Below are 24144 nucleotides of genomic sequence, written 5' to 3' on the forward strand. Positions count from 1 at the left end.
GGACCATGAGCCGACACCTCCAGGTCACCTTCGACGCCCACGACCCGCGCGCCCTCTCCACGTTCTGGGCGGCGGTGCTCGGCTACGTCCATCCCGCGCCACCGGGGGTCGAGCCTGGGGGAGGGGGGAGGACGCGCTCGCCGCATGGGACGTCTTCCTCGAGCGGCTCGGCGTGCCGCCCGAGGACCGCAACACCCGCTCCGCGATCGAGGACCCCGACGGTGCCGGGCCGCGGGTGTTCTTCCAGCAGGTCCCCGAGGACAAGGTCACCAAGAACCGGCTGCACCTCGACGTCCGCGCCGCTCCCGGCTTGCAGGGCGAGGAGCGGATGAGCGCATTGGAGGCCGAGTGCGACCGGCTGGTCGCACTCGGCGCCACCCGGCTCGAGCGGCACGAGCCCGCGCCGCCGATGACGGCGGGGCACATCGTGCTGCGCGATCCCGAGGGCAACGAGTTCTGCCTGGATTGAGGACGTCAGTCCTCGGCGTAGAGCGCCTCGATCTCCGCGGCGTACTTCTCCGCGATCGGCCGGCGCTTGAGCCTTCATCGTCGGCGTCGACTCGTCACCGCCCGGCAGCCAGTCCGTGCCGAGCACGCGGTAGCGCTTGACCTGCTCGATCCGGGACAGCCGCTGGTTCGCAGCGGCCACGGCGTCCGCGATCCGCTGGGCCACACCCGGGTCGTCGGCGAGCGCCGTGGTCGACCCGTCGGGGAGGCCGGCCTGCTCGGCGTACGCCGCGCAGACGTCGGGGTCGAGAACGATCAGCGCCACGTTGTAGGGGCGCCGGTCGCCGACGACGACGGCCTGCCCGATCAGGGGGTGGGAGGCCTTGACGACCTGCTCGATGTTGGCCGGCGACATGTTCTTGCCACCGGCGTTGATGATCAGGCTCCTTCTTGCGGTCCACGATCGTGACGTAGCCGTCGTCGTCGATCGTCGCGATGTCGCCGGTGTGCAGCCAGCCGTCGGCGTCGATGGTCTCGGCGGTCTTCTGCGGCTCGTTGCGGTAGCCCCGCATCGCCTGGGGGCCGCGCACGAGCAGGCTCTCCGTCGTCGCCGAGGCGCACCTCCAGGCCGGGGATCGGCTTGCCGACGGTGCCGATCCGGATGTCCTCGGGCGGGTTGATCGTGCCGCAGCAGGAGATCTCCGACATGCCCCACAGCTCGCAGATCGGTACGCCGAGCGCGCCGAAGAACTCCAGCACCTCCGGCGCGATCGGCGCCGCACCGGACACGGTGAAGCGGACGTCGTCGAGACCCAGCAAGCTGCCGCACGGCGACGCGGTGCTCCTCGGGCAGGGCCGCGGGGTCGGTGACGCCCTTGGCCTCCAGCGCGGCCTTGATCTTCTCCCACACCCGCGGCACCCCGCCCCAGGCGGTCGGGCGTACCTCGGGCAGCGCGGCGACCACGGCCTTGGGGTCGGCGACGTAGGTGGTGGTACCCCCGAAGGCCATCGCGGAGTAGTGCCCGGCCCAGCGGTCGGCGACGTGCGCCGAGGGCAGGTACGACGTGGAGCGCTCTCCACGCCGCGCCGGGATCACCGCCTGCACCCCGCGCAGGCTGGGCGAGCATGCTGCCATGGGTCAGGCTCGACGCCCTTGGGCGGACCGGTCGTGCCGGAGGTGTAGATCAGGGTCAGCACGTGCTCGGCGGTGACCGCGCGCCAGGTGGCCTCGAAGTCGAAGCCGTCGACGGTGCGCTGCTCCAGGTCCTCGAGGGAGAGCGTGCCCTCGCCGCCGTCGACGCTGATCACCGTCTCCGTGCCCGTGCCGGCGGCACGCACCTGCGCGAGGAACGCCTGCTCGGTGACCACCACGGTGTTGCCGGCATTGCCGAAGAGGTAGCCGATCTGCTCGGCCGACGAGGTGTTGTAGATCGAGAACGGCACTGCGCCCAGGTGCAGCGCCGCAGTGTCGACGAGCGCGAACTCGGGCCGGTTGGTGAGCATGATGCCGACGGTGTCGTCGGTGCCGACGCCGAGGGAGGCGAGTCCCTCGGCGAGGCGGCGCACGCGTTCGCCGTACTCGCGCCAGGTGATCTCCTGCGCACCGCCGGGGGTGCGCAGGGCGACCTGCTCGCCGCCCAGGGCGACGGAGTTCTGGAAGGCCTCGCAGAGGCTGGTGACGTCGAGCGGATCGGCGTCGGTGGTCGGGGCGAGACTCGGTGGCCGTCATGCGCAGATGCTGCCAGGTGATCCACGTCACGCCAAGCGTCTGCTCGCGCGGGCTCAGCCGCTGAGAACGACGACCTGCTGGGTGGCGCGGGTCATGGCGACGTACCGGTCGACGGCGCCCTCGATGCCGGGGCCGAGAGCGGCGGGCTCCACGAGCACGACCAGGTCGAACTCCAGACCCTTGGAGAGGCTCGGGGTGAGGGAGCGGACCCGGTCGGTGCCGGCGAACGACGGGTCGCCGATGACGCACGCGATGCCCTCGGGGTGCTCGGCCTGCCAACCGGCGAGCACCACGTCCCGCTCGGAGCGGGGGAGGTGGCGCACGGGCAGCCCGGTGGCCCGGATCGAGGTCGGCACGTTGGCATCGGGCAGCGCCGCGCGGATCACGGGCGCGGCCTCGGCCATCACCTCCTCGGGCGTGCGGTAGTTCACCGTGAGCGAGGCGATCTCGACGTGCGGGAGCCCGGCCCGCGCCAGGCGCTCGGTCCAGGTCTCGGTGAACCCGTGCCGGGCCTGCGCCCGGTCACCGACGATGGTGAAGTCTGCGCGAGGGACAGCGGGCGAGCAGCATCTGCCACTCGGCGTCGGTCAGGCTCCTGCGCCTCGTCGACGACGACGTGGGCGAAGGGTCCAGCGAGCGCATCGGTGTCGGCAACCGGTACGTCGCCCGGGCTGGCGAGCGCGCCCTGCAGGTCCGCCCCGCGCAGCATCGACATCAGCATCATCTCGGAGTCGTCGTTCGCGATCAGGTGGTCCACGACACGATCCATCTCCTCCTTCTCCGCGGCCTGCTCGGCCTCCTGCCGGCGCCGCCGGCGCGACGCCTCGGGGTCGCCGAGGCGGCGGTGTGCCGCGTCGAGGAGCGGCAGGTCGGCGAGCGTCCACCGCTGCGGGCCGGAGCGGCGCAGCGAACGGACCTGGTCGTCGTCGAGCCAGGGCGCGCACCGGCGCAGGTACGCCGGCACCTCCCACAGGTCGCCCACCAGGTCGGTGGCGTGCAGCAGCGGCCAGGACCGGCCGAGCACGTCGGCGACGGCCGGGCTGCGCCGTACCGCGCGCCGGATGAGGGCGTCCGTGAGCCCGTCGGTGTCGTCGTACTTGTCGGCGAGGACCTCCACCAGGGCCTCCAGCACCTGGTCGCGGCCCTCGTTGTGCGGGGTGCCGGGCTCGACCGCGCCGAACGCCTCGGCCCACTCCCGCGCACCCAGCCACAGGTCGCCGTGGTCGGTCTCGACGTCGACGCCCTCGGTGGGTGCCTCCTCGTAGAGGGCCACGGCGGGCTCGATCGCCGCCACCATCCGGGCGTCCGCCTTGAGGGCGGCCACCTCCGGGTCCTCCTCGCCGGCGAGGTCCCGGCCGCCCGGGACCAGGTCGCGCAGGGTGCAGGTGCGCACGCCGTCCTCGCCGAGGCTGGGGAGCACGTCGGCGACGTAGTTGAGGTAGGGCTGGTGCGGGCCGACGAAGAGCACCCCACCACGCCCGGCGGCCAGCCGCGGGTCCTCGTAGAGCAGGTACGCCGCGCGGTGCAGCGCCACGACCGTCTTGCCCGTGCCCGGGCCGCCGTCCACGACGAGCGCGCCGCGCGAGGACGCGCGGATGATCGCGTCCTGGTCGGCCTGGATGGTGCTCAGCACGTCCCGCATCCGCGGCGAGCGGCTCGCGCCGAGGCTGGCCACGAAGGCCGACTGGTCGTCGAGCGCTGCATTGCCCTCCAGCCCGTCGTCGGTGAAGACCTCGTCCCAGTAGTCGCTGATCCGCCCGAGCGTCCAGCGGTAGCGGCGCCGGCTCGCCAGGCCCATCGGCTGGGCGTGGGTCGCGGCGAAGAAGGGCTCGGCGGCGGGGGAGCGCCAGTCCACGAGCAGCCGCCCTCCGTCGCGGTCGGTGAGGCCCAGCCGGCCGACGTACACGGGGGTGGGGTCGTCGGCCGGCACGATCCGGCCCAGGCACAGGTCGAGGCTGAACCGGCGCAGCGTCCGCAGCCGCGCGCTCAGCCGGTGCACCTCCAGGTCGCGGTCCATCGCGGACTGGCCGTGTCCGCCGCCGGTACGGCGCTCCGCGTCGAGCCGGTCGGTGAGGTCGGCGACGGAAGCCTCCAGGCTCTCCGCGATCGCAGCGAAGTGTCGCTCGTCGTCGGCGACGAGGACCGGGTCCGCCTTGGCGGAGAGGTGGTCGGGAAGGGAGAACGCCGAGGGCGCAGGGGTCACGTCAGTTGCTCCGAGAGGGTCGGGGGACAGGGCCGGAGCGGTGATTCTGAGGCATCCAGGGGGCCTTGCGGCAAGGCCCCCTGTCCGCTATACCTTGGTGATGGAGGGGCGCACGGCTGGCGGTTCGCGCCGGGTCACGCCGTTGCCACGGGCCGGCGAGACGTACGCCGACGTCCGCTCAGAAGGCCGCCACCTCCGGGTCGCCTGGCACACGGACCGCGACGTCGCGGTGCTGTCGCTGTGGCGGGACAACCTGTGCACCGGCACCTTCCAGGCTCTCCGCGAGCGATGCCGCGGACCTGGTGAGCGTGCTGCAGGCCGGGCAGGACGTGTCCTTCCGCGACGCCCTGGCGGGACGACGGGCGGCCCGTTCCTCCTAGCCGGTCTCCTCGGCCGGGTCGGGGCGGATCCAGCCGTTGCGCAGGCCGTGCTCGACGAGGGCGTTGGTCACCTCGCCGAGCGTGGTGGACGCGGCGACCACTCCCGCCTCACGAGCACGGACCGTGGACTCCGTCGCGCCGGGCATCTGCCACGTGCCGCCCTGGTTCAGCCAGTTGAGCAGCATCGGCTGGAGGCGGTCCATCGCCTTGCAGAAGCGGGCCTCCGGCGTTCGGCCGGCCTCGAACTCGTCCCACAGCGCGCGGATCTCGGCGGCCTGGCCGGCGGGCAGCAGCGTGAAGAGGCGGTCGGCGGCCGCCTCTTCGCGCTCCTGCTGGCCGACGACGGCCGCGGGGTCGAAGACAGGGCTGTCGCCGGCGTAGATCTCGACCAGGTCGTGGATCACGACCATCCGCATCGCGCGCCCGACGTCGATCGGCTCGTCGGCGTACTCGGCCAGCAGCATGACCATCAGGGCCAGGTGCCAGGAGTGCTCGGCGTCGTTCTCCCGCCGGTCGGCCGCCGCCAGGGGAGAGGCGCGCACGATCGTCTTGAGGCGGTCCACCTCGGCGACGAACGTCACGCTGCGTCCGCAGCCGGTCGCCGATCTCAGGCGGGAAGGGGGAGCGGTCGGCGAGCAGCGGTTCGTCCACGCCCCTACCCTCTCAGGCGACTCACCTACGGCGTGCCGACCAGGTCGTGTGCCGCACGCACTCGCCGGCGTTGTACTTCAGCACGCCCCTGCGGGCCACGCCGGTGCGGGTGAGCCTGCACCTTCAAGGTGATGGTGGTGCCCGCGCTGGGCTTCCAGGTCCGGTTGACCCAGCCGGTGCTGCTGATCTTGGTCGCCGGGAAGCGGACCGCGCGCACCTGCAGGGTGCCCGAGAGCGCGCAGAAGACGCCGAGGTTGACCTTGAAGTCGCGCAGGTACCGCGCTCGGGTCACCCGCACGCTGACCGGCTCGAGACGGTCGCTGCCGGAGGTGATCCGGCCGGTGTAGAGACCCGGCTTGACCGGTACGGCGCGCGCGAGCGTCGGCCGATCGGCCGGCGCGGCGGCGTGAGCCAGGTCCGTGGAGCCGAGTGTCAGCGCCATCAGCGCGGACAGGACGAGCGCGACGAGTGCAGGGGTGCGACGGGTCATGGGGGAGGCCTCCTCGAGCGGCGGTTGCCGCGGTGCGGTAGCGGCACGGTAACCCGGGCGCGCAAGAAAAGTCCTCGATGGTGCAACCGATGTCGTGCTTCGAAGCGTCCACCAGGTACACGACCGGGACAGGTCGCGGAGATCTGGAGGAGAGCATGCTGGGTGGTCTGACCGTGGGGCACGGCTCTCGGCCCGAGCAACCTCCCGTCTCACGTGCGAGCGACCGGTCGGTGCCCGACGGTGAGCCCGTGGCGGGCTCAGCAGAAAGCCCGCGGGTCGCGGGAACCCGCAGCGACGACCCTGAACGCTGACGGTCGGCCTGATGGTTCCGACAACCGTTGGCGAGGGCGGGGGAGCGGGCGGTGGCCATGGACGTGGGCGAGGGCCACGCCTCGTTCGACACCTGCGACCTGCTCACCCAGTCGTGAAGCCTGGACCGGAACCTGGTTGCGGTTGTCGTAGCGCCCTCCTTAGCCTGCCTGCATGGCCGCGGTGGACTTCGTCGGAATCCGGCTCGACGCCTACGACGTCTCGCGGATCTCGGCGTTCTGGGCGCAATTGCTGGGCTGGACTGTGGTCGATCGAGTCGACGGCTCGGCCGCAGTCGTGCCTGGCTCGGCGTCCGGCTACCCGTTGTCCATCTGGCCTTCAACGACACCGAAGAGCGCCCAGAACCGGATCCACTTCGACCTCACGACCGGGTCGTCGGAGGAGATGCGGCACCTGATCACGCGCACCCACGCACTCGGCGGCGCCGACGTCGACGTCGGCCAGTCACCGGACGAACCACACACCGTGCTGGCCGACCCCGAGGGCAACGAGTTCTGCGTCATCCCTCCCGAGAACACGTTCCTCGCCGACGCGGGCCCGGTCGGCGCGATCAACTGCGACGGCTCGCAGGCCGTCGGCTACTTCTGGAGCGAAGCGCTGGGGTGGCCGCTGGTCTGGGACCAGGACGAGGAGACCGCGATCCAATCGCCGGCGGGTGGCTCCAAGATCACCTGGAGCGGACCACCGCTGATGCCGCGTCAGGCGCGCGATCGGCTCCGGTTCGAGTCTCTCCACCGATCGTCCGTTGTCAGCCGCGATCGCCCGGCTGGAGTCTCTCGGCGCTCGCCTTGGCAACAGGCTCGGCTTCGGAGGCCGTCCTGCTCGATCCCGACGACAACGAGTTCCATGTCGTGGGACGTCAGCAAGGGATCTGACAGCACGGGCACCTCAGCACTCATCAGCCCACCGCACAAACGGTGCAACGCGGTCGGACGGGAGTTGCTTCGTCCAACGCAAACTCCCGACAGTTGGTCGCCGATAACGAACATTATGTCAGATAGTAGGGTCGAGCGGCGGGCAAGTCTTCGCCGCCGACCTACCCCCTACCCCGCCAGGACCTCACGACCTTGCAGGTGCAGCGCAGCTGACGGATGACTTCTCCAGCGACGCCCGCCACCATGGCGGCGGGCGCTGCGGCGGGCTGGGGTCGAGACGGCTCGTTGGGTTGATCGCATGTCCCAGCAGAAGGATCCGACGCCCGAGACGTTCGGCGTGCTCGGCGTCGTGTTCCTCGTTCTCGGCGCCGGGCTGCTGTCGACCTCCTTTGCTGCCGGGCTTCCGTTCCTGGTGCTGGGCGTGACGTTCGTCGGCATGGCCTACTCACAGAAGCGTGAGGGCAGGTCGGCAGTCGGCTGCGGGCTGGTCACGCAATGGCGTCCCCCGGGAATCCGAGGCTGGCATGCACCTCGCACGTCATCATTCCCGCCTGCACACACGGATCGGTCTGCATCAGGCTCGCGCGCCTCGTCGGCGCTGAGCGTGAGGATCGCGACGCCCGCGAGCGTGTCCGACAGCACCGGGCTCAGTACGGCGATGGTGCCGGCCGCGCGCAGCGACACCATCCGTCGCTGGTGCTCCAGGCTCGGTCGCCTCGGCGCCGTCCTGGTGCCGCTGGTCGGTCCAGTGCAGCAGCGCGATGCTGAACGGACGGGCGGTGGCGGCCAGGTCGCGGATCTGCTCGTCGGTGACGGGTGTGGACATGAGGGGCTCCGATCTCAAGGGGCTCAGGGCGCGGTGGCGCGGTCGAAGAGCGCGACGATCTCGGTGATCGCGGCGTCGGCGGCTTCGGTGGAGGTGGGCATCGAGGTCGCGAAGGCGTCGATGGTGGCCCGGATCGCGCGGGCCACGACGAGCGGGTCGAAGGTGCCCATCTCCCCCGCCTCCTGTCCGTGCGTCAGGAGCACCGACAGCAGCAGGGCGGAGGTGTCCTCGCGCAGCCCGTTCTCGGCGCGGGGTGCGTTGGCGATGACCTCGATGACGGCGCGGGCGGCGAGCCGGTGGTCGGCGAGGAAGCGCAGGTTGCTGCCGACGTACGCCGCTAGCTTGGCCCGCCAGGTCTCCTCGGCCTCCATCGCCGGGACCATCACGGCGGCCGCGTCGGAGACGACCCGTTCGACGACCGCCTGCATCAGGGCCGCCTTCTCGCGGAAGTGGTAGGAGATCATCCGGGTGCTGCTGTAGCCCGCCGTCTCGCAGATCCGTGCGAACGAGGTGGCCGCGAAGCCCTGCTCGGCGAGCACCTGGATGGTGGCGTCGACGATCTCGCGGCGTCGCTCGTCGCCGGCGCGGTAGGCTGCGGGTGTCCGTCGTGTCGGTAGCCATCCCCGTCATATTTACCTGGATAAGTCAGTGTCGGCAAGGGCCGCGGCGCGGCTAGCGTCGCGGCGATGACCTCCGACGCCTCTCCCCCGCGCCGCGCCCTGGTCCTCGGCGGTGGCGGCTCCACCGGCAACGCATGGCTGCTCGGCGTGCTCGCCGGGCTCGCCGACGCGGGCCTGGACCCGACCGCCGCCGACCTGGTGATCGGTACGTCGGCCGGAGCCACCACGGCCGCGCAGGTCACCGCCGCCTCCCCGGCCGGTCCTGTACGCCGCCACCGTCGAGGCCCCGGTTCCTCCGGGTGCCTCCGGACAGCGCCGCGTCTCCGCGGCCGGCCACCAGATGGACCGAACCGCCGCCGTCATCGCGGCCTCCACGGACCCGGCCGACATGCACCGCCGCCTGGGCGCGGCCGCCCTCGCGCTGCCCGCCTCGGACGACGAGGAGACCCGCGAGCGGTGGCGCGGGATCGTCGCCTCCCGGTTGCCCACGACCCGGTGGCCCGAGCAGCGCCTGCTCCTGACCGCGGTCGAGGCCGCCACGGGCGAGCCGGTCGCGTTCGACCGTGGCAGCGGTGTCGGGATGGACGAGGCGGTGGCCGCGAGTCTGCTCGAGCGGCTTCGCCTTCCGCATCGGCGAGCATCACTACCTCGACGGCGGCTACCGGGCGAACGCCGACAATGCCGACCTCGCGGCCGGCTGCGCGCGAGTGCTCGTTCTCTCCCCGTACGGCGGACGGGCCCGCACGCCGAAGGAGTGGGGCCTCCACCTCGTGGACCAGGTCGCCGCACTGGAGGCCGGTGGCAGCCGGGTGCGGGTCCTCTCCCCCGCCGAGGACCTCACCGGTGCCCGGGCGATGGACCTGTCGCTGCGGCCGGGCGCCGCGCGCAGCGGGTTCGAGCGCGGGCGGACCGAGGCCCCGTCCCTACGGAGCCTTCTGGGGCTGAGCGCCACTCGGCCCGCAAGATCGCGTAGAGGTGCCCGTCGCGGTAGGCGCCGTCGCGCCACTGGGCCCCGCGCGTCGTACCCTCCCGGGTGAAACCGGCACGCTCCAGCGCCTTCTGCTCCGCGACGTTCTCGACGTCGGTATGTGCCTCGATCCGGTTGACGGCGGTGTGCCGGAAGAAGAGGTCGACCAGGCTGGCGCTGAGCCACGGAGCCGGTGCCGCGTCCGCGGGCGGCCTCGGCGAGCCAGATGCCGATCATCGGGTTGCGTGACTGCGGGTTCGGCCCCCAGCGCTGCCAGATCCAGGCTCACGCTCCCGACGAGCGCGCCGGCGTCGTCGAGCACGCCCATCCCGCCCTGCTCCTCGAGCACCGGGGAGGGCACCGTGGCCCGGGGCGCGCGCGGCCCGAAGTAGTCGAAGCCCGCGGTGTCGCCGGGGATCAGGGGCAGGTCGTCCTCGGTCAGGGCACGCAGGGCGGTCACCGCCTCAACGTACTGTGCCGGGCATGAACGACGACCACGCGAAGTCCGTTCTGGTCCAGGAGCTCCGCTGGGCCCGCGAGGCACTGGCGTGGAAGCTCGACGGCCTGTCGGAGTACGACGCACGCCGCCCGCTCACGGCGACCGGCACCAACCTGCTCGGGCTCGTCAAGCACACCGCCACCTGGGAGGCGCGCTACCTGGGCGAGGTGATGGGCCGGCCCTTCCCCGAGTCGCTCCCGTCGTGGGAGCCTGGACGACGACGCGGACCTGTGGGTGCGGCCGGAGGAGACCCGGGCGGACGTGCTGGGCCTCGCCGAGCGCTCCGCCCGCCACGCGGAGGAGACGGTCGCGGCACTCCCCCTCGACGCGCCCGGGCACGTGCCCTGGTGGTCGCGGCCCGAGGTGAGCCTGTTCGCGGTGATGGTGCACGTCCTCGACGACACCCTGCGTCACGCGGGCCATGCGGACATCCTCCGAGAGCAGACTGGACGGGAGCACGGGGGTGAGCCGGGGGCAGTCCGAGACGGTTGACGAGGCCGCACGTTCGGCGTACTGGACGACGGTGGAGAACGCGGCGAGGGCGGCCGCGGAGCAGCCCATCCGACCACCGTCCTGCTACGAATGAATGACGTGACCCGGCACTCGACGGTAAAAAGTTCTCAGATCCGGTTGCGTTCGCCGATCCAGGTCGTTGACCACGACGGACGGGCAGGGCTCGCCATTCGAGAACGGGGGGGCAGCGATGAGGAACACGCGCGGACGGATCATCTGGAAGGCCACGGCCGGAGCGCTCGCGACTGCCATGGTGACGGCCACGGGCCAGCGCCGGGACACGTCGCGTCCGGCACGCCGCCACGACGGGATGCTCCCGATCGAGTGGTTCTAGTCGCGGCTACGGCCGGCCGGAGTAGTGGTCGTGGGGACCGGTCAGCACCGTGACCGGTACGTCGGGCAGGGCCCACTGCCCTGTGGCCTGGTCCCCCTTCATCGCGGTCAGCACGGCCTGGCCTGAGAACGCCGCGGTCGCGACCTGCGAGGGATCCGAGAAGGTCGCGCCCGCCCCCGTGTCCAGACGGTCCATCGCTCGGGTGCAACCACCCAGAAAGTCGTCGTGGAGCGTATCGGCGAGGCTCTGGTAGATCTGGTCGCAGGACTCCGCCTGGAACGCCTTCGCCTGACGCGGAAGGTCGCCGGCGGTGAGCCCGACGACGTCGCCGACCAGGTCCCTGACGTGCCCGAGGGTGTCCACTGCTCCGCGGATCGACGTCGCGCCCGGGATCACGTCGCTCGCCACGCTCAGCACCCCGTCGGCGACCTTCACGAGGTCGACCACCCAGTCCGGGAACGTCCCGGGCCCGGGACGGGACGCGGGCTTCCGGCCGCTGGCCACCCACGCGTCGAGTCTGCTCCACCAAGCCGTCCCTTGTCTTGTCGAGGAAGTCCTGAAGCCCCGCCTGCGCGGACTCGATGACGCGGGTGGCGGAGGCGAACCCGATCGCGACCATGCCGGCGAAGTGACCCGACCTGCCGAGCGTCTCGTTGTAGTTGTCGTAGAAGGAGTTGAAGGCTCCCGCCGCAGCACCGTTCCACTTCTCGTTCGCAGAGCCCAGCAGCGCCCAGTCGTCGTTGAGCACGTCGTCCAGCCTCGCGACCACCTTGCTCTGCAGGTCGAGGACCGCCTCGCGGAGCACCGCGACATCCGGCTCGACGAACTGTGCGCAGATCGAACGCAGGTAGCCGGCGATCCCCGCAGCCCACGCGACGCCCTCGCCGTAGGCGAGGTCGGTCTGGTGCTGCACCTCGTCGGCGTAGGCCTTCAGATCGGGCTCCTGCCCGCCCGGGTAGCAGAGCACGGGGTGCCACCAGGTGGTGAAGTTGACCCTGAACCTTTCCTCGGGGCAGGGCGGCCGGTAGTCCGGACGCAGCATGACCTGACGGACGTGGATCCCTGGCTCGTTCGTGCGGGTGACCATCTGGTTCCAGGTCCGCTCGAGGTAGCCGTACGCCTGCTCGTTGCCCTTGAGGTAGCCGAGGTACTTCTGGATGTCGTCGAGGGCGCGGTCGACGTCGCCACGATCGAAGGCCATCTCACTGGCCCCAATGGTCGGCGGGGTCCTCACCGGCGTGCAGCCGGTCGGCTCGCTCAGGCGCCGGGGCTTGCGGCACGGGCGTGCTCGGCGTCCCGACGCTGCCCGGGTGCTCGGGGTCCCCGAGTGCGGGCAGGGCCGGCCCGGCGGCCGGCGCCGGACGGTTCCGCAGGGCGGCGTCCATCTGGGCGAAGTCGTCGCGCGCCTGCTGGTCGGTGCTCCGGAAGTCGTCGGCGGTGAGAATCACCGCCTCCGCCGCCCGGCGAAGGTTGGTGACAGCGCCCCGGAGGACATCGTAGGTGTCGCCTCCCACCTGCAGCATCGTCCGGAGCACCTGCGGATCCCCGGCCAGGGCGGCCTGCCGGTCGAGGGTGAGCAACAGGTCGTGGAGTGCGGTGCCGGTGGTGCCCAGCCTGGATGGCTGTGGCCGGCATCAGGCTCCTTGCCCGCCCGGTACATCCGCTCGATGTCGGTGTGCAGCACCATCGGTCCCCCCCAGGTCGGAGCCCTCCGTCCCCCCCCGGAAGGTCGCCGTGACCCTAGGAGCGGGCCACGGGGGGTTGGCGACCTCCCACCACCGGATCCGAGAACACCGGGCCCGTCACAGCCCGCTGACGCGCGGCAGCACCCGCTCCACCAGGCTCCGAGGTCCATGCCGCCGGGTCCTCGGCCTGCGGCATGAACGTCGCGAGCGAGACGCCGAGCCCGGCGTACTGCTCCATGTCACGGACGAAGCCGTCGGGGTCGCCGACCGGGTCGCCGAACCACAAGATGGTCTTGCGGATGGCGTCGTAGTCACGCCCGAGCTCGTCGCAGTGCCGGCGCAGCACGTCCAGGCTTGTGGGCCACGCCGGGGACGCCCTCCCCGGTGAAGAGGTTGCAGGCGTCGGCGTGCTGGGCGACCAGCCGCAGCGTCTTGCGCTCGCCCTGGCCACCGATCATCAACGGCACCCGCCCGCGCACCGGCCGCGGCAGGCAGATCGTCTCGGCCAGCCGGTAGTGGGCGCCCTCGAACGGCCCGTCGTCGTCGCTCCACATCTGCTCGGCGATCCGGATGGTCTCCTCCAGGCGCTCGAAGCGCTCGGCCAGCGGCGGGAAGGGCACGCCGAGCCCGGCGTGCTCGCGGTCGTACCAGGCCGCCCCGATGCCCAGCCACGCACGGCCGCCGGAGAGCACGTCGAGCGTGGAGACCACCTTGGCGAGCAGCCCCGGGTGGCGGTACGTCACGCCGGTGACGAGCAGTCCGAGGTGCACGTTCTCGGTGCGGGCCGCGAGGTAGCCCAGGGTGGTGTAGCCCTCGAGCATCGGCTCGAACGGCCCGCCGAAGTCGATCATCTGGAAGTAGTGGTCCATCACCGTGACGAGGGAGATGCCGCCCTCGTCGGCGACCCGGACGGTGGCGTCGAGCCGCTCGGTCAGCCGGGTCTCCCAGGCGGGGTGGGTGAAGGACGCGTAGTGGATGCCGAGGTCCATGGCCTCAACCTACGCCCGGCGCCCCCAGGGCGCCCTGCGTACGATGCGAGCCATGCGCACCCGCCTGCTGGCCGGCGTACCGGCCCTCCTGCTGCTCGCCTCGCTGACCGCCTGCAACGACGACGGTGGCAGCAAGGCCACGGACACCTCCTCCGACGCCTCCAGCGACGCCAGCGACACCGGTACGCCCAGCGACCCCGCCGCGACCGAGACCGCCTCCTCCGGCGCACCCGCCGGTGCCGGCTCGTGCACGTACACCCCCGACGGCACGGACAGCAAGGTCAAGGCGCCGCCGGCGCAGCCGGCCTACAACGGCAAGGTCGGCGCGAGCGTGAAGACCTCGATCGGCACGCTCAAGGCTCAGCCTCGACGCCGCCAGCGCGCCGTGCACCGTCAACTCCTTCCTGTCGCTGGCCGACCAGGGCTACTTCGACGGCACCACCTGCCACCGGCTCACCGTCAGCGCCGACTTCAAGGTGCTGCAGTGCGGCGACCCGACTGGCACCGGGTCCGGGGGCCCGGGCTACTCCTTCGACGACGAGTCTCTCCGGCAAGGAGACCTACGGCGCCGGCACCCTGGCCATGGCCAACGCGGGCCCGAACACCAACGGCTCGCAGTTCTTCGTCGTCTACGGCGACACGGGCCTGCCGCCGTCGTACACGGTCTTCGGGACGGTGGACAAGGCCGGCCTGCAGGCGATCGACAAGGCCGCCGCGGCCGGCGTCACCCCGCAGAACGGTCCCGAGGACGGCGCTCCGGTGACTCCGATCAAGATCGAGTCCGTGTCGAAGGAGTGACCGCCAGGGTCCTAACGAGACCCTGACGCCGGCGTGTGAGCCGCCCCACAGCGCACCGGTCGTCGTGCTTCCTACGATCCGGAGGCAGGGGTCACTCGGGGCTCCGACGGCGGCTGCCGCCTCCCGACGCGACCGTCCGTCGTCCGTGAGGAGCACCGCCCATGTGGACCACCGCCCAGCCTGCGCCGGCTGACCGAGACCCCGTACGCCGACGCGCTCGACCGCCAGGCCGGCGCGGGGATCGCGAACTTCCATGCCCTGCCGATCGGCTCGCTGGCGCACGCACCCGACGGGGAGACCTCCGCGCACGCCGAGCAGGCGCGCCGGCTCTTCGGCCCGCGGATGCTGGCCGCCGAGCCTGACCCTGGGCTCCCCGAGCTCGACTCCTTCTTTCGGGCGCACCGCAGCCTGGCGCGCTCGCGCCGGCTCAGTGCCGAGGCGTTCGGCGCGGCCGAGACGCACTACGTCACCACCGGCACGACCGGCGCCAACCAGATCGCCCTGGAGGCGCTGCACTCGGGCACCGCGCGGGTCCTGGTCGACCGGTCGATGCACCAGTCCATCCACTTCGCGCTGGACCGACTCGCGGCGAGGGTGGAGTACGCACCGACCGCCGCCGACACCGCCGAGCACGGCGTGATCACCGCGCTGCGGCGGGCCCGCGCCGAGGACGTGCGCCACGACGTCGTGGTCATCGGAGTCTCGGCGTACGACGGCTCGCTGGTCCAGATGCGGCGCTTCCTCCACGCCCTGCACGAGCCTGACGGCGGACACCGGCATCGCGGTGCTCGTCGACGAGGCCTGGACGGCGATCCACTCCTTCCACCCGGCGATGCGCCGCAACGCCGCGGTGGCCTGCATCCGCGAGACGCTGGAGGACCATCCGGACTGGTCGGCGTCCTTCCTCGTGACCCAGTCGGCCCACAAGTCGATGCTGGCCCTGCGCCAAGGCTCCTACGTCCACCTGCTCGGCTCCCCCGACCGGCTCCCCCAGCCTGCGTGCCGACGTGAGCGCCGCGGTCTACCGGGTGCACACGACCAGCCCGTCGCTGCCGATCCTCGCCAGCCTGGACCTGGCCCGCGCCCACGCCGTCGCCGAGGGCGAGACGCTCGTCGAGCGTGCACTGACCCTGGCCGCGCGGCTGCGTGAGGTGGCGCGCCGGGTGCCCGGGGTCGCCGTGCACCAGCCGGTCCCGAGTGCGGGCGGCGCACACAGCGCCTACCTGGCCGACCCGATGAAGGTGCACCTCGACTTCGGCTCCCCCGAACGTGCTCAGGCGGTGCGTCGCGAGTCTCTACGACGAGTACGGCGTCTACGTCTCCCGCCAGGACGGGCCGACCCTGCTGTTCACCGTCCACGTCGGCGTCACCCCTGCCCAGGCTCGACACGCTGGTCGAGGCGCTGGAGACCCTGTGCAGCGCCGACGCCCCGGGCGGCAGCGCCTGCTCCGACGGGCGCTGGATCATCGCCTACCCGCCGGGGATCCCGCTGCAGGTGCCGGGCGAGCACCTGCCCGCGCTGCCGGTGCAGCAGATCGGCGAGGAGCTCTACTCGACGTTCTGACCGGGCAGGTCGACGCCGGTCAGGCTCCACCGAGCGCTCCCACAGTGCGGCGGCCAGGCTGCTCGTCGCCCACCTTCCGCGACATCCGGGCCGGTGCGGGCCAGCCCCACAGGCTCCGTGCGTCCGTGCGGGCCGACGTAGGTGCCGCCGGGGACGTCGGTCGTCGCGGCGTACACCGTGCAGAGCGCGCCACGCCAGGCCGGCATGCTGACCAGCCGCTGCCCGTGGTGCCCGATGGCGGTGAGCACGGCGTTGCCGGTGCTGCCGGTGATCCCGGTCGCCGACGCCCCGGGGTGCGCCGCGACCGAGCGCAGCGGTGAGCCGGCGGCGCGCAGCCGGCGGTCCAGGCTTCGCGCATGAAGAGCAGGCCGGCGAGCCTTGGAGTCGCCGTAGGCGGCGAAGGCGCGGTAGGGGCGGCGCAGCCAGCCGAGGTCGTCGAGGTCCAGGTGGCCCGAGCGGTGCTCCCGGGAGCCTGACGGTGACGACCCGGTCGGTGAGCAGCGGCACCAGGGCGAGGGTGAGCGCGAAGTGGCCGAGGTAGTTGGTCGCGAAGTGCAGGCTCCACGCCCTCCTCCGACAGTCCGTAGGGGATGCCGAGCACCCCCGCGTTGTTGACCAGCACGTCGACCGGCCGGCCCTCGTCCGTCAGGCCGGCCACGAAGGCGCGGACCGAGCCGAGGTCGCTGACGTCGAGGCGGCGAACCGTGACCCGGCCCTTGTCGTGCCCCGGCACGGTCCGCGCGGCGGCCTCGCCCTTGCTGACGCTGCGGCACGCGAGCACCACCTCCGCGCCGCGCGAGCCCAGGATCCGCGCCGTCTCCAGACCCAGCCCGCCGTTGGCACCGGTGACGACGAAGCGCCGTCCCGGCTGGGGAGGTACCTGGGTCCACGGTCGCACGCCGCATTATTACGCTGACCGGATGAGCACCGAGAGCGGACCCGCCAGCCTCACCCGCGCCGAGGCCGAGCAGCGGGCGGACGCCCTGCGCATCGCGTCGTACGACGTCGACCTGGACCTGTCCGTCGACGAGGAGGTCTTCGCCTCCCGGACCACGATCCGGTTCACCAGCGCGGACATCCGCACGTTCGTCGAGGTCAAGCCGCGGGTGCTGCACGCGGTGAGCCTCGACGGGGCGCCGCTCGACCCCGGCACGCTAGAGCGCGGCCGGGTGCCGCTCGACCTGTCCGCCGGCGAGCACGAGACCGTCGTCGAGGCGACGATGGCCTTCCGCAACGACGGCGAGGGCCTGCACCGCTCGGTCGACCCGGCGGACGGGCTGTCCTACGTCTACGGCATGTCCTTCATGGACGCGGCTCCCTCGGTGTTCGCCTGCTTCGACCAGCCCGACCTCAAGGCGCCGTACACGATGCGGGTGACGGCGCCTGCCGACTGGCTGGTGCGCGGCAACGCCCCGGCGCGCGAGACCGGCACGGACCGGGCGGTGCGGCACTGGGGGCTCGGGCCCACTCCCCCGCTGGCGACGTACTTCGTGACGCTGGTGGCCGGGCCCTACCAGCTTGCTCACCGACGAGCACGACGGCATCCTGCTCGGTCTCAGCGCGCGGCGCAGCCTGGCCCCGGCACTGGAGCGCGAGGCCGACGAGCCTGTTCACACTGACCCGGCAGTCCTTCGACGAGCCTGCACCGCCTGTTCGGGGTGCGCTACCCGTTCGGCGGCTACCACCAGGCGTTCGTCCCCGAGTTCAACGCCGGCGCGATGGAGAACCCCGGCTGCATCACCATCCGCGACACCCTGCTCTTCGAGAGTGCTGCCACGCGGGCCGACCGCAGGCTTCCGTGCCGCGCTGGTCGCGCACGAGATGGCGCACCAGTGGTTCGGCAACATCGTCACCCCGAGGTGGTGGGACGACCTGTGGCTCAACGAGTCCTTCGCCGAGTACATGGGCTACCGCGTCGTCGCCGACGCCACGGCGTACGACGACGCCTGGGTCCACCAGTCCTATGCCCGCCGGGTCTGGGGCATCACCGCCGACTCGCGTCCCACGACCCACCCGGTCGCCGGCAACGCCGCACCGGACGCCCTGTCCGCGCTGCAGAACTTCGACGGCATCTCCTACGCGCGCGGCTCCAACGTGCTGGGCCAGGCTCGCGAAGCGGCTCGGCGACGAGGCCTTCCTCGGCGGGGTCCGCGAGCACTTCGCGCTGCACCGCTTCGGCAACGCGACCATGCACGACCTGTTCGCGAGCCTGGGAGCGCGCGGCCGGTGGCGCGGGCCTGGGCGATTTCGTGCAGGACTGGCTGCTGACGCCCGGGCCCGACGTGCTGAGCGTCGACCGCGAGGCGGGCGTCGTGCGGCGGGCCTCGCCTGCGTCGTACCCGGCCCGGCGACGGCACCTGCTCGACGTCGCCGTCCATCGCGACGGCGCCTGGCAGGTGGAGCCGCTGACGCTGGAGGACGACGCCACGCCGCTGGACCTCGGCGACGCGCCGGTGCTCCTCGACGCGCGGGAGACCACCTGGGCGGTCTCGCCGCCGGACGCCGTCACGATGGCCGCGCTGCCGACGCTCGCGCCGCACCTGGCCGACGAGCAGCCTGCGCGCGACGATGTGGAACAGCGTGCGGCTCGCCCTCTTCGACGGCGCCGTCACACCGGCGGCGGTGGCCGAGCTTGCTGGTCGCGGCGCCGCCGGTCGAGGACACCTCCGACGGCATCCGAGGACTGCTGCCGTGGGTCTTCGACGTGGTCCTCCCGCTCGCACCCGAGGGGACGACCGCGCGGTACCACGCGGCCGTCCGGGAGTCCGTCGCCCGCGCGAGCGCCGGCTCCGAGTCTGCGGCTGTCGGCCTTCCGCGCGGTGGTGCTCTCCGCGAACGATCCCGCCGAGCCTGGAGCGGTGGGCCAACGGGTCGGGACTGCCCGAGGGCGTCGACGCCGACACCGACCTGCGCTGGAAGGCGTGGCGCCGGCTGGCCGAGCTCGGCGCGACGGACCGGGCCGCGCTCGATGCGGCGCTCGAGGCCGAGCACAGCAGCGCGGTCACGGTGCACCACGCCCGCGCGGTGGCTTCCCTGCCGACCGCCGAGGCGAAGGAGTTCGCGTGGGCACGGGCCACGGGCGAGATCTCGGTGCCGAACTACGAGCTCACCGCCGCGGGCGTCGGCCTGTGGCGCCCGGGCCAGACCGACCTCACCCGGCCCTGGGCCGAGGCCTACTTCGACCGGCTCGACGACCTGGTCGCGGCGCACCAGGGCTGGGTCCAGGCCGACGTGGTCGCGGCGTTCTTCCCGCGCACCCACCTGGACGCGGCGACGGTGGAGGCGGCCCGGGCGGTGCTCGCACGCGACCTCCCGGGCGCCGTACGACGGCGGCTGGCGGACTGTCTCGACGACCTCGAACGGCGCCTCGCGGTCCTGTGACGCGCGATCGATCGGGCCGCCCCGGCGTGCCCCGGGGGTTTCCGTCGGACCCCCCTGTTTGACTGTTCGCATGGTCGTTCTGCTTGCTCTCCTCGTCGGTCTCGCGCTCGGTGCCGGGGTCGGCTGGGTGCTGCGGCAGGCGACCTTCGAGCCGCCCGCCCCGGTCGAGGACCCGGCCCTCGTCGAGGCCCGCCACGAGCCTGGCGCTGGCGGCGCTGCGCGAGCAGGAGGCTGCCGTGCGGGCGGCGATCGAGGCCGACCTCGCCGCGGCGCAGACCAGTGTCGAGGAGCCTGCGCCAGACCCTCCAGGCGACCCGGGAGCAGCACCAGGCGATCGTCGAGCAGGCCCGCCAGGTCCAGCGCGAGCGCGAGGAGGCCCAGCGCCAGCGCGAGCAGGCCGACCGGCAGCGCGAGCGGGACCGCGAGCAGAGCGAGGGCGGGCACACCCAGGTGCTCAAGACCCTCACCCCGGTCGTGGAGCACCTGCGCTCGATGCAGCGCAAGGTCGACGACCTGGAGAAGGCGCGGGTCCAGCAGCACACCGAGCTCGCCAGCCAGATCCGGCACACCCAGCGCTCCGTCGAGGACTCGCGCAAGGCGGCCGACACCCTCGCCAACGTCTTGAAGAACAACGCCGTCCGCGGTGCGTGGGGCGAGACCCAGCTGCGCACCCTGGTCGAGACGGCAGGCCTGCTCAACCGGATCGACTTCGAGCCTGCAGCACTCGATGGAGGCCGACTCCGGTGCGCGCCGGCCCGACATGGTGATCAACCTGCCCGGCGGCAAGCAGATGGCGATCGACGCCAAGGTGCCCTACAACGCGTTCATGGACGCCCAGCGCGAGGGCCTCGAGCCGGAGCACCGCCAGCGCCTGCTGACCGACCACGCGCGCAAGGTCCGCGGCCACGTCGACACCCTGGCCCGCAAGGGGTACTGGACCGGTCTGCGCACGAGTCCCGAGTTCACCGTCGCGTTCATCCCCAACGAGCAGCTTGCTCAACATCGCGCTCGAGGTGGACCCCTCGCTGCTGGAGCACGCCTTCCAGCAGGGCGTCGTGCTCGCCACCCCGACCAACCTGTGGGGCCTGCTCAAGACGGTCGCCTTCACCTGGAAGCAGGAGGCCCTGACCGAGGACGCCCAGGCGCTCTTCGACCTCGGCCAGGTGCTCTACCGCCGGATCCTCAAGCTCGCCGAGCACGTGGACAAAGCTCGGCCGCTCGCTGCAGCGCAGCGTGAAGGACTACAACGCCTTCACCGGATCCCTGGAGCGCTCGGTGCTGCCCGCGGCCCGCAAGCTCAACGCCGCGGACCCGGTCGCCACCCTCCCCCCTCCCAAGGAGGTCGAGGAGGTCCCCCGGGCCCTGACCAGCGGCGAGTTCGCGGCCATCGCGGACCTGGAGCGCGACGAGCTCACCTTCGACTTCGACGTCACCGACGCCGAGGTCGCGGAGGACGGCGACGCGCAGTCCGGCTGAGCCACCGCGCGAGCGTGGGGAGCCCGCCCGGGCCGCCCGGCCCTACGCCGACCCGGGCAGTGACATGTCTCCGGCGAGATCCACGGTCCGGCGGGTGTTGGCGAGCGCGGTGACGGTCGCCGTCCCGAGCACGCCCGTCCGGTCGAACACCTCCGCCGAGCCGACGGCGATCCCGTCCGCGGAGAGGTGCTCGGTGGCGCGCAGCCCGAGCAGGACGCTGTCCGGGCGGCGGCTCAGGGCGAGGTCGATGTCGGTGTTGATGTACTCCACGCCGGCCGCTCCCCAGTTCGTCACCATGCTGGTGGCGTCACCGATCGAGGCCACCGCCTGGAAGGGGGTGCACTCCTCACCGAGCACGATCGGCACGGCGGTCTGCCAGGTGGCGTGCCGCCCGGCGTTCTGGTGCTCGCCGAAGGAGTCCGACCAGGGCGCGGCACTGGCGAAGAACGGGACGTGCTGCTCCCCCCTCGGGCGGCAGCAGGTCGAGCGGCGGCACCGGACGCTCCGCGTCCGAGGTCCACACCTCGCCGGCCGGGTCGGTCGAGGGCTGCAGGAAGGTCGCGCCGGCGCGGGCGACCGCCTCCCCCTCCTGCCTCACGACGGCGTCGAGCAGCATCAGCCGTGGGCCCTCGCGGACCACCGTCGCCTCCGCGGTGGTCGGGACCATCAGGGCGGGCCGGAACAGGTCGACGTGGTACCGCGCGGGCACCAGCTCGATCCGTCCGGCGGCGGCCACGGCCCGTTCGAGCGCCCGCGCGAGCAGACCGCTGACCGCGACGCCGTGCATCTGGTCCTCGCGCCACCGGCTCCGGGCGAGCGGCAGCGGCTCGACGGCGTCGGTGCCGGGCGACGGGCGGAACCAGGCAAACTGGAACGTGTTCTCGCTCACGCGGACATCATGCCGTGTCGTGACAACGGTGTGGACACCGGTGTCCTGGGGAAGAGTGCTCGCCATGACCAACAAGATCGGCCTCATCGTGGCTGGCGCCGTCGCTGCCGTCCTGCTCGTCGCCGGTGGGGTGACCGCCCTCGTCGTCTCCGGCGGAGACCCGACCAGCGTGCAGGAGGTCGCGGACGCGGCCGTCGACGCCGCTCAGGACCTCGATGTCGACCAGGGCATCGACCTGCTCTGCGAGACGCCCTCGAAGAAGGACCGGCACGACCTCGAGGCGCTCATCTCCGAGGCGCAGGACGAGGCCGGCACCAAGGATCCCGACGTCGACTACAAGGTGTCGAACGTCAAGGGTGACAAGGAGGGCTCCTTCGACGTCACCATCACCAGCGACGAGGACGCGTTCAAGGACGAGACGATCGCCGGCACGGTCACCGTGGCCACCGTCGACGGCCGCTCCTGCATCACCGGCTTCGAGTCCCGCGACTGACCCGCGTGCTGCGCGCCGCCGTGCTGGCCGTCGCGGTCGCCACCTCGGCGGCAGCGACGCTCGGCAGCGGGATCGATCCGTGGGACCTCGCGCCGTGGCTGGCCCGCCACGGCGGACTCGGCCTGGCGCTCGCGCTCGGGTGGCTGGTGCTCGCGCCGGTGCCGTTGGCGGTGGCGGCACTCCTGCAGCGTCGTACGCCGTGGCCGTGGGTCGCCGTGGTGACGGTGCACCTCGCGGTGCCGGTCGTGCTGCTGGCCCGCTTCCCGCACCTGCTGCCCGGGTGGGCCTGGGCGGTGACCGGGCTCAGTGTGCTGCTGGGCCTGGCGTCGGTGGCGACGGCGTTCCCGGCGCCGGGTGCCCGCCCGGGATCGTGACCCGGGCGTCGTACGGCGTGCGGGTGTAGACGAAGGTCGCGCACTCCAGGCTCAGCACCGTGCCGGCGTCGTCGCGCCGCACGAGCAGGGTCTCCCCCGGTGGTAGTCCTCCCCGCCCACGAACCGCCCCGTCTCGTCGCTGGCGGGCACGAACCGCTCGTGCACGCCGCCGGTCCGCAGGTCCCGCGCGAGCAGTGCCCCGCCCACCCACTCGAACCCGAAGGCGGTGTTGCCCCAGAACCACAGACCGAGGAGCCTCGGCCACCTCCTCGGGGACGGGGTACGACGAGGGCGTCCACCGCTGCGCGACCGGCATCGGCGCGACGCCGGTCAGGATGCCCGGCACCTCCTCAGGACGCAGCCCGGTGGTGGCGTTCGTGAGGGCGACCACGGCGTCGCCGGAGGCCCGGTCGGCGAAGAGCGAGGCCATGAACCCGGGCATCGACCCGGTGTGCCCGACGAAGGTCCGCTCGCCGACCCGCAGCACCTGCAGGCCGAGCCCGTAGGACCCCTCCGCGTCCCGCGGCCGGGCCATCTCGGCGAGCGTGTCGGCCGAGAGCACCTCGGGGTGACCGGTGACGAGGAAGTCCGCCCAGCGCAGCAGGTCCGCGACCGTGCTCCACGAGCTTGCCCGGCCGGCGCCATCGCCCCGGTGTCGGTGTGCGGCTCGGCGGTCAGGGTGTGCGCGAAGTGGTCGACGCTGCGACCCGGAGCGTGGTCCTGCGGCGGGTGGTACGACGTGGTGTCCATCCCCAGCGGGACGAGCAGCCGCTCCTGGACCGCCTCCCACCACGTCTGCCCCCGCAGCCGGGCGACGGCCTCGCCGAGCAGGCCGTAGCCGAGGTTGGAGTAGTGGAAGTACTCCCCCGCCGCGGCCACCCGGCCGGAGCCGTCGTTGGCGGCGACGAGCGCGTCGAAGTCACCGCCGTCGACCCGCTCCCACCAGGAGCCGGCCGGCTCGCTCTGCATGCCGGAGAGGTGGGCGAGCAGGTCGCGCACGCTCGCGGTGGCATACCCGGTCTCCGGCACGAACCGCCCGATCGGGTCGTCCAGCGCCAGCAGCCCCTCGTCGCGCAGCCTGGAGCACCAGCACCGCGGTGAGGGTCTTGCTGATCGAGCCGATCCGGTACGCCGTAGCGACGGTGGTGCCGGTGTCGCCGGGCAGCGCCGTGAGGCTGCCCGACCACGCCGGCGTCCCACCCAGGGCGAGGGCCGCGGCGACCGACGGCAGCCGGCCCGCGCCCTGGAGCGCGGCCAGCCGCTCGTCGTACGACGTCGTCACGGGCGTTCCGCTCAGTCGCTGTAGGCGTCCACCGGCGGGCACGCGCAGACCAGGTTGCGGTCGCCGTAGGCCTGGTCGATGCGGGCGACCGGCGGCCAGTACTTGTCCACCGAGATGCCGGCCGGGAAGACCGCCACCTCGCGGGAGTAGGCCCGGTCCCACTCGCCGACCAGGGCCCGCGCGGTGTGCGGCGCGTGGTGCAGCGGCGAGGCGTCGACGGCCCACTCCCCCGCGGCGACCTGGTCGATCTCGCCCTTGATGGCGATCATCGCGTCGCAGAAGCGGTCCAGGCTCAGCGAGGTCCTCGGACTCCGTCGGCTCGACCATCAGCGTGCCGGCGACCGGGAAG

At 72.6% G+C, this 24144-nt stretch carries 32 protein-coding genes and 6 pseudogenes; 19 read left to right on the forward strand and 19 right to left on the reverse strand.

All coding sequences use genetic code 11. The features are described from left to right. The first annotated feature begins 5 nt into the window (after positions 1-5). A pseudogene (locus G5V59_RS35750) lies at positions 6-469 on the forward strand (VOC family protein). A 94-nt stretch (positions 470-563) separates the two neighbouring features. Here G5V59_RS35750 and G5V59_RS04925 read toward each other — a convergent pair. From G5V59_RS04925 to G5V59_RS04950, 6 genes and pseudogenes are all read right to left on the reverse strand, one after another. Beyond that, positions 564-1574 (reverse strand): AMP-binding protein, encoded by a 1011-nt coding sequence (locus tag G5V59_RS04925; protein WP_278255767.1) that lies wholly within the window; start codon positions 1572-1574, stop codon positions 564-566. Next, positions 1540-2091 (reverse strand): annotated as a pseudogene (locus tag G5V59_RS04930) (class I adenylate-forming enzyme family protein); the annotation flags it as partial. The gene G5V59_RS04925 and the pseudogene G5V59_RS04930, both read right to left, overlap by 35 nt. A gap of 138 nt (positions 2092-2229) precedes the next feature. Beyond that, a complete protein-coding gene (locus G5V59_RS04935) occupies positions 2230-2607 on the reverse strand; it encodes a hypothetical protein (RefSeq protein ID WP_278255768.1) in 378 nt (125 codons plus the stop codon). Next, a complete protein-coding gene (gene helR, locus G5V59_RS04940; RefSeq protein WP_278255769.1) occupies positions 2604-4379 on the reverse strand; it encodes an RNA polymerase recycling motor ATPase HelR in 1776 nt (591 codons plus the stop codon). Before helR ends, G5V59_RS04935 begins: the two co-directional genes overlap by 4 nt. A 376-nt stretch (positions 4380-4755) precedes the next feature. Beyond that, positions 4756-5301 (reverse strand): HD domain-containing protein, encoded by a 546-nt coding sequence (locus tag G5V59_RS04945; protein WP_278255770.1) that lies wholly within the window; start codon positions 5299-5301, stop codon positions 4756-4758. Positions 5302-5435: 134 nt separating this feature from the next. Further along, positions 5436-5900 carry a hypothetical protein gene (locus tag G5V59_RS04950; protein ID WP_278255771.1) on the reverse strand — a complete coding sequence of 155 codons (465 nt, stop codon included), beginning with the start codon at positions 5898-5900 and terminating at the stop codon, positions 5436-5438. A gap of 483 nt (positions 5901-6383) precedes the next feature. Between G5V59_RS04950 and G5V59_RS04955 the strand changes: the two genes are divergently transcribed. After that, positions 6384-7325 (forward strand): VOC family protein, encoded by a 942-nt coding sequence (locus G5V59_RS04955; protein WP_278255772.1) that lies wholly within the window; start codon positions 6384-6386, stop codon positions 7323-7325. 354 nt (positions 7326-7679) lie between these two features. Here G5V59_RS04955 and G5V59_RS04960 read toward each other — a convergent pair whose 3' ends face one another. Both G5V59_RS04960 and G5V59_RS04965 read right to left on the reverse strand, forming a co-directional pair. Continuing rightward, complete coding sequence (locus G5V59_RS04960; RefSeq protein WP_278255773.1) at positions 7680-7931, reverse strand: hypothetical protein; 252 nt, start codon at positions 7929-7931, stop codon at positions 7680-7682. Positions 7932-7954: 23 nt separating this feature from the next. Next, positions 7955-8491, reverse strand: coding sequence for a helix-turn-helix domain-containing protein (locus G5V59_RS04965; protein ID WP_278259646.1), 537 nt, complete (start codon positions 8489-8491; stop codon positions 7955-7957). Between the two features lie 126 nt (positions 8492-8617). Here G5V59_RS04965 and G5V59_RS04970 point away from each other — a divergent pair, with 126 nt between their 5' ends. Beyond that, entirely contained in the window at positions 8618-9496 is an 879-nt protein-coding gene (locus G5V59_RS04970; protein WP_278255774.1) for a hypothetical protein, read from the forward strand. Here G5V59_RS04970 and G5V59_RS04975 read toward each other — a convergent pair. Further along, positions 9475-9978 carry a hypothetical protein gene (locus tag G5V59_RS04975; protein WP_278255775.1) on the reverse strand — a complete coding sequence of 168 codons (504 nt, stop codon included), beginning with the start codon at positions 9976-9978 and terminating at the stop codon, positions 9475-9477. The genes G5V59_RS04970 and G5V59_RS04975 overlap by 22 nt on opposite strands. Before the next feature lie 23 nt (positions 9979-10001). Between G5V59_RS04975 and G5V59_RS04980 the strand changes: the two are divergent. Both G5V59_RS04980 and G5V59_RS04985 read left to right on the forward strand, forming a co-directional pair. Continuing rightward, positions 10002-10139: pseudogene (locus G5V59_RS04980) on the forward strand (DUF664 domain-containing protein); the annotation flags it as partial. Positions 10140-10251: 112 nt separating this feature from the next. Then, positions 10252-10509, forward strand: a complete 258-nt coding sequence (locus tag G5V59_RS04985) for a DUF664 domain-containing protein (RefSeq protein ID WP_278259647.1) — start codon at positions 10252-10254, stop codon at positions 10507-10509. A 233-nt stretch (positions 10510-10742) separates the two neighbouring features. On the opposite strand, the gene G5V59_RS04990 is transcribed toward G5V59_RS04985, so the two are convergent. The 4 genes from G5V59_RS04990 to G5V59_RS05005 all read right to left on the reverse strand — a co-directional run bounded on the left by G5V59_RS04990 (position 10743) and on the right by G5V59_RS05005 (position 13538). Beyond that, positions 10743-12065, reverse strand: coding sequence for a hypothetical protein (locus G5V59_RS04990; RefSeq protein WP_278255776.1), 1323 nt, complete (start codon positions 12063-12065; stop codon positions 10743-10745). Between the two features lies 1 nt (position 12066). Next, the gene (locus tag G5V59_RS04995) at positions 12067-12444 is read right to left on the reverse strand and encodes a hypothetical protein (protein ID WP_278255777.1); all 378 of its coding nucleotides are present in this window, start codon (positions 12442-12444) and stop codon (positions 12067-12069) included. A 160-nt stretch (positions 12445-12604) separates the two neighbouring features. Continuing rightward, positions 12605-12895: a hypothetical protein gene (locus tag G5V59_RS05000; RefSeq protein WP_278255778.1), complete on the reverse strand. Its 291-nt coding sequence runs from the start codon at positions 12893-12895 to the stop codon at positions 12605-12607. Continuing rightward, the gene (locus tag G5V59_RS05005) at positions 12861-13538 is read right to left on the reverse strand and encodes a TIGR03560 family F420-dependent LLM class oxidoreductase (RefSeq protein WP_278255779.1); all 678 of its coding nucleotides are present in this window, start codon (positions 13536-13538) and stop codon (positions 12861-12863) included. The genes G5V59_RS05000 and G5V59_RS05005 overlap by 35 nt, the downstream gene beginning before the upstream one ends. A gap of 410 nt (positions 13539-13948) precedes the next feature. Between G5V59_RS05005 and G5V59_RS05010 the strand changes: the two are divergent. The 5 genes and pseudogenes from G5V59_RS05010 to G5V59_RS05030 all read left to right on the forward strand — a co-directional run. Further along, a pseudogene (locus tag G5V59_RS05010) lies at positions 13949-14026 on the forward strand (peptidylprolyl isomerase); the annotation flags it as partial. 94 nt (positions 14027-14120) lie between these two features. Continuing rightward, the gene (locus G5V59_RS05015; protein WP_278259648.1) at positions 14121-14336 is read left to right on the forward strand and encodes a peptidylprolyl isomerase; all 216 of its coding nucleotides are present in this window, start codon (positions 14121-14123) and stop codon (positions 14334-14336) included. Between the two features lie 161 nt (positions 14337-14497). Beyond that, a complete protein-coding gene (locus G5V59_RS05020) occupies positions 14498-14698 on the forward strand; it encodes a hypothetical protein (protein ID WP_278255780.1) in 201 nt (66 codons plus the stop codon). Then, complete coding sequence (locus tag G5V59_RS05025) at positions 14679-15347, forward strand: hypothetical protein (RefSeq protein WP_278255781.1); 669 nt, start codon at positions 14679-14681, stop codon at positions 15345-15347. The genes G5V59_RS05020 and G5V59_RS05025 overlap by 20 nt, the downstream gene beginning before the upstream one ends. Beyond that, positions 15268-15486 carry a hypothetical protein gene (locus G5V59_RS05030; protein WP_278255782.1) on the forward strand — a complete coding sequence of 73 codons (219 nt, stop codon included), beginning with the start codon at positions 15268-15270 and terminating at the stop codon, positions 15484-15486. Before G5V59_RS05025 ends, G5V59_RS05030 begins: the two co-directional genes overlap by 80 nt. Positions 15487-15884: 398 nt before the next feature. Here G5V59_RS05030 and G5V59_RS05035 read toward each other — a convergent pair whose 3' ends face one another. Further along, on the reverse strand, positions 15885-16790 hold the full coding sequence (locus G5V59_RS05035; protein WP_278255783.1) for a hypothetical protein: 906 nt from the start codon (positions 16788-16790) through the stop codon (positions 15885-15887). 30 nt (positions 16791-16820) lie between these two features. Here G5V59_RS05035 and G5V59_RS05040 point away from each other — a divergent pair, with 30 nt between their 5' ends. The 7 genes and pseudogenes from G5V59_RS05040 (at position 16821) to G5V59_RS05070 (ending at position 20757) form a co-directional block, all read left to right on the forward strand. Next, entirely contained in the window at positions 16821-17519 is a 699-nt protein-coding gene (locus G5V59_RS05040; protein ID WP_278255784.1) for a hypothetical protein, read from the forward strand. A gap of 39 nt (positions 17520-17558) precedes the next feature. Then, a pseudogene (locus G5V59_RS05045) lies at positions 17559-17618 on the forward strand (hypothetical protein); the annotation flags it as partial. A gap of 103 nt (positions 17619-17721) precedes the next feature. Then, positions 17722-18168 (forward strand): M1 family aminopeptidase, encoded by a 447-nt coding sequence (locus G5V59_RS05050; RefSeq protein ID WP_278259649.1) that lies wholly within the window; start codon positions 17722-17724, stop codon positions 18166-18168. 300 nt (positions 18169-18468) lie between these two features. Continuing rightward, positions 18469-19281 carry an ERAP1-like C-terminal domain-containing protein gene (locus tag G5V59_RS05055; RefSeq protein WP_278255785.1) on the forward strand — a complete coding sequence of 271 codons (813 nt, stop codon included), beginning with the start codon at positions 18469-18471 and terminating at the stop codon, positions 19279-19281. An 83-nt stretch (positions 19282-19364) separates the two neighbouring features. After that, positions 19365-20048 carry a hypothetical protein gene (locus G5V59_RS05060; protein WP_278255786.1) on the forward strand — a complete coding sequence of 228 codons (684 nt, stop codon included), beginning with the start codon at positions 19365-19367 and terminating at the stop codon, positions 20046-20048. Next, the gene (gene rmuC / locus G5V59_RS05065; protein ID WP_278255787.1) at positions 20009-20518 is read left to right on the forward strand and encodes a DNA recombination protein RmuC; all 510 of its coding nucleotides are present in this window, start codon (positions 20009-20011) and stop codon (positions 20516-20518) included. Before G5V59_RS05060 ends, rmuC begins: the two co-directional genes overlap by 40 nt. Next, a complete protein-coding gene (locus tag G5V59_RS05070) occupies positions 20515-20757 on the forward strand; it encodes a hypothetical protein (RefSeq protein WP_278255788.1) in 243 nt (80 codons plus the stop codon). Before rmuC ends, G5V59_RS05070 begins: the two co-directional genes overlap by 4 nt. 42 nt (positions 20758-20799) lie before the next feature. On the opposite strand, the pseudogene G5V59_RS05075 reads toward G5V59_RS05070, so the two are convergent. Together G5V59_RS05075 and G5V59_RS35755 are read right to left on the reverse strand one after the other, a co-directional pair. Continuing rightward, positions 20800-21135, reverse strand: a pseudogene (locus G5V59_RS05075) (thioesterase family protein); the annotation flags it as partial. Beyond that, entirely contained in the window at positions 21104-21733 is a 630-nt protein-coding gene (locus G5V59_RS35755; protein WP_341350852.1) for an acyl-CoA thioesterase domain-containing protein, read from the reverse strand. The pseudogene G5V59_RS05075 and the gene G5V59_RS35755, both read right to left, overlap by 32 nt. Here G5V59_RS35755 and G5V59_RS05085 point away from each other — a divergent pair. After that, on the forward strand, positions 21711-22139 hold the full coding sequence (locus G5V59_RS05085; protein ID WP_278255789.1) for a hypothetical protein: 429 nt from the start codon (positions 21711-21713) through the stop codon (positions 22137-22139). The two genes, G5V59_RS35755 and G5V59_RS05085, sit on opposite strands and share 23 nt — an antisense overlap. A gap of 5 nt (positions 22140-22144) precedes the next feature. Next, positions 22145-22513: a hypothetical protein gene (locus G5V59_RS05090; protein ID WP_278255790.1), complete on the forward strand. Its 369-nt coding sequence runs from the start codon at positions 22145-22147 to the stop codon at positions 22511-22513. Here G5V59_RS05090 and G5V59_RS05095 read toward each other — a convergent pair. From G5V59_RS05095 to G5V59_RS35760, 3 genes are all read right to left on the reverse strand, one after another. After that, positions 22443-23303: a hypothetical protein gene (locus tag G5V59_RS05095; protein WP_278255791.1), complete on the reverse strand. Its 861-nt coding sequence runs from the start codon at positions 23301-23303 to the stop codon at positions 22443-22445. The two genes, G5V59_RS05090 and G5V59_RS05095, sit on opposite strands and share 71 nt — an antisense overlap. Positions 23304-23432: 129 nt before the next feature. Beyond that, positions 23433-23837, reverse strand: a complete 405-nt coding sequence (locus G5V59_RS05100; protein ID WP_278255792.1) for a serine hydrolase — start codon at positions 23835-23837, stop codon at positions 23433-23435. Further along, positions 23807-24064 carry a hypothetical protein gene (locus G5V59_RS35760; RefSeq protein WP_341351131.1) on the reverse strand — a complete coding sequence of 86 codons (258 nt, stop codon included), beginning with the start codon at positions 24062-24064 and terminating at the stop codon, positions 23807-23809. Before G5V59_RS35760 ends, G5V59_RS05100 begins: the two co-directional genes overlap by 31 nt. Positions 24065-24144 lie beyond the last annotated feature (80 nt).

It is taken from the genome of Nocardioides convexus (assembly GCF_011090295.1).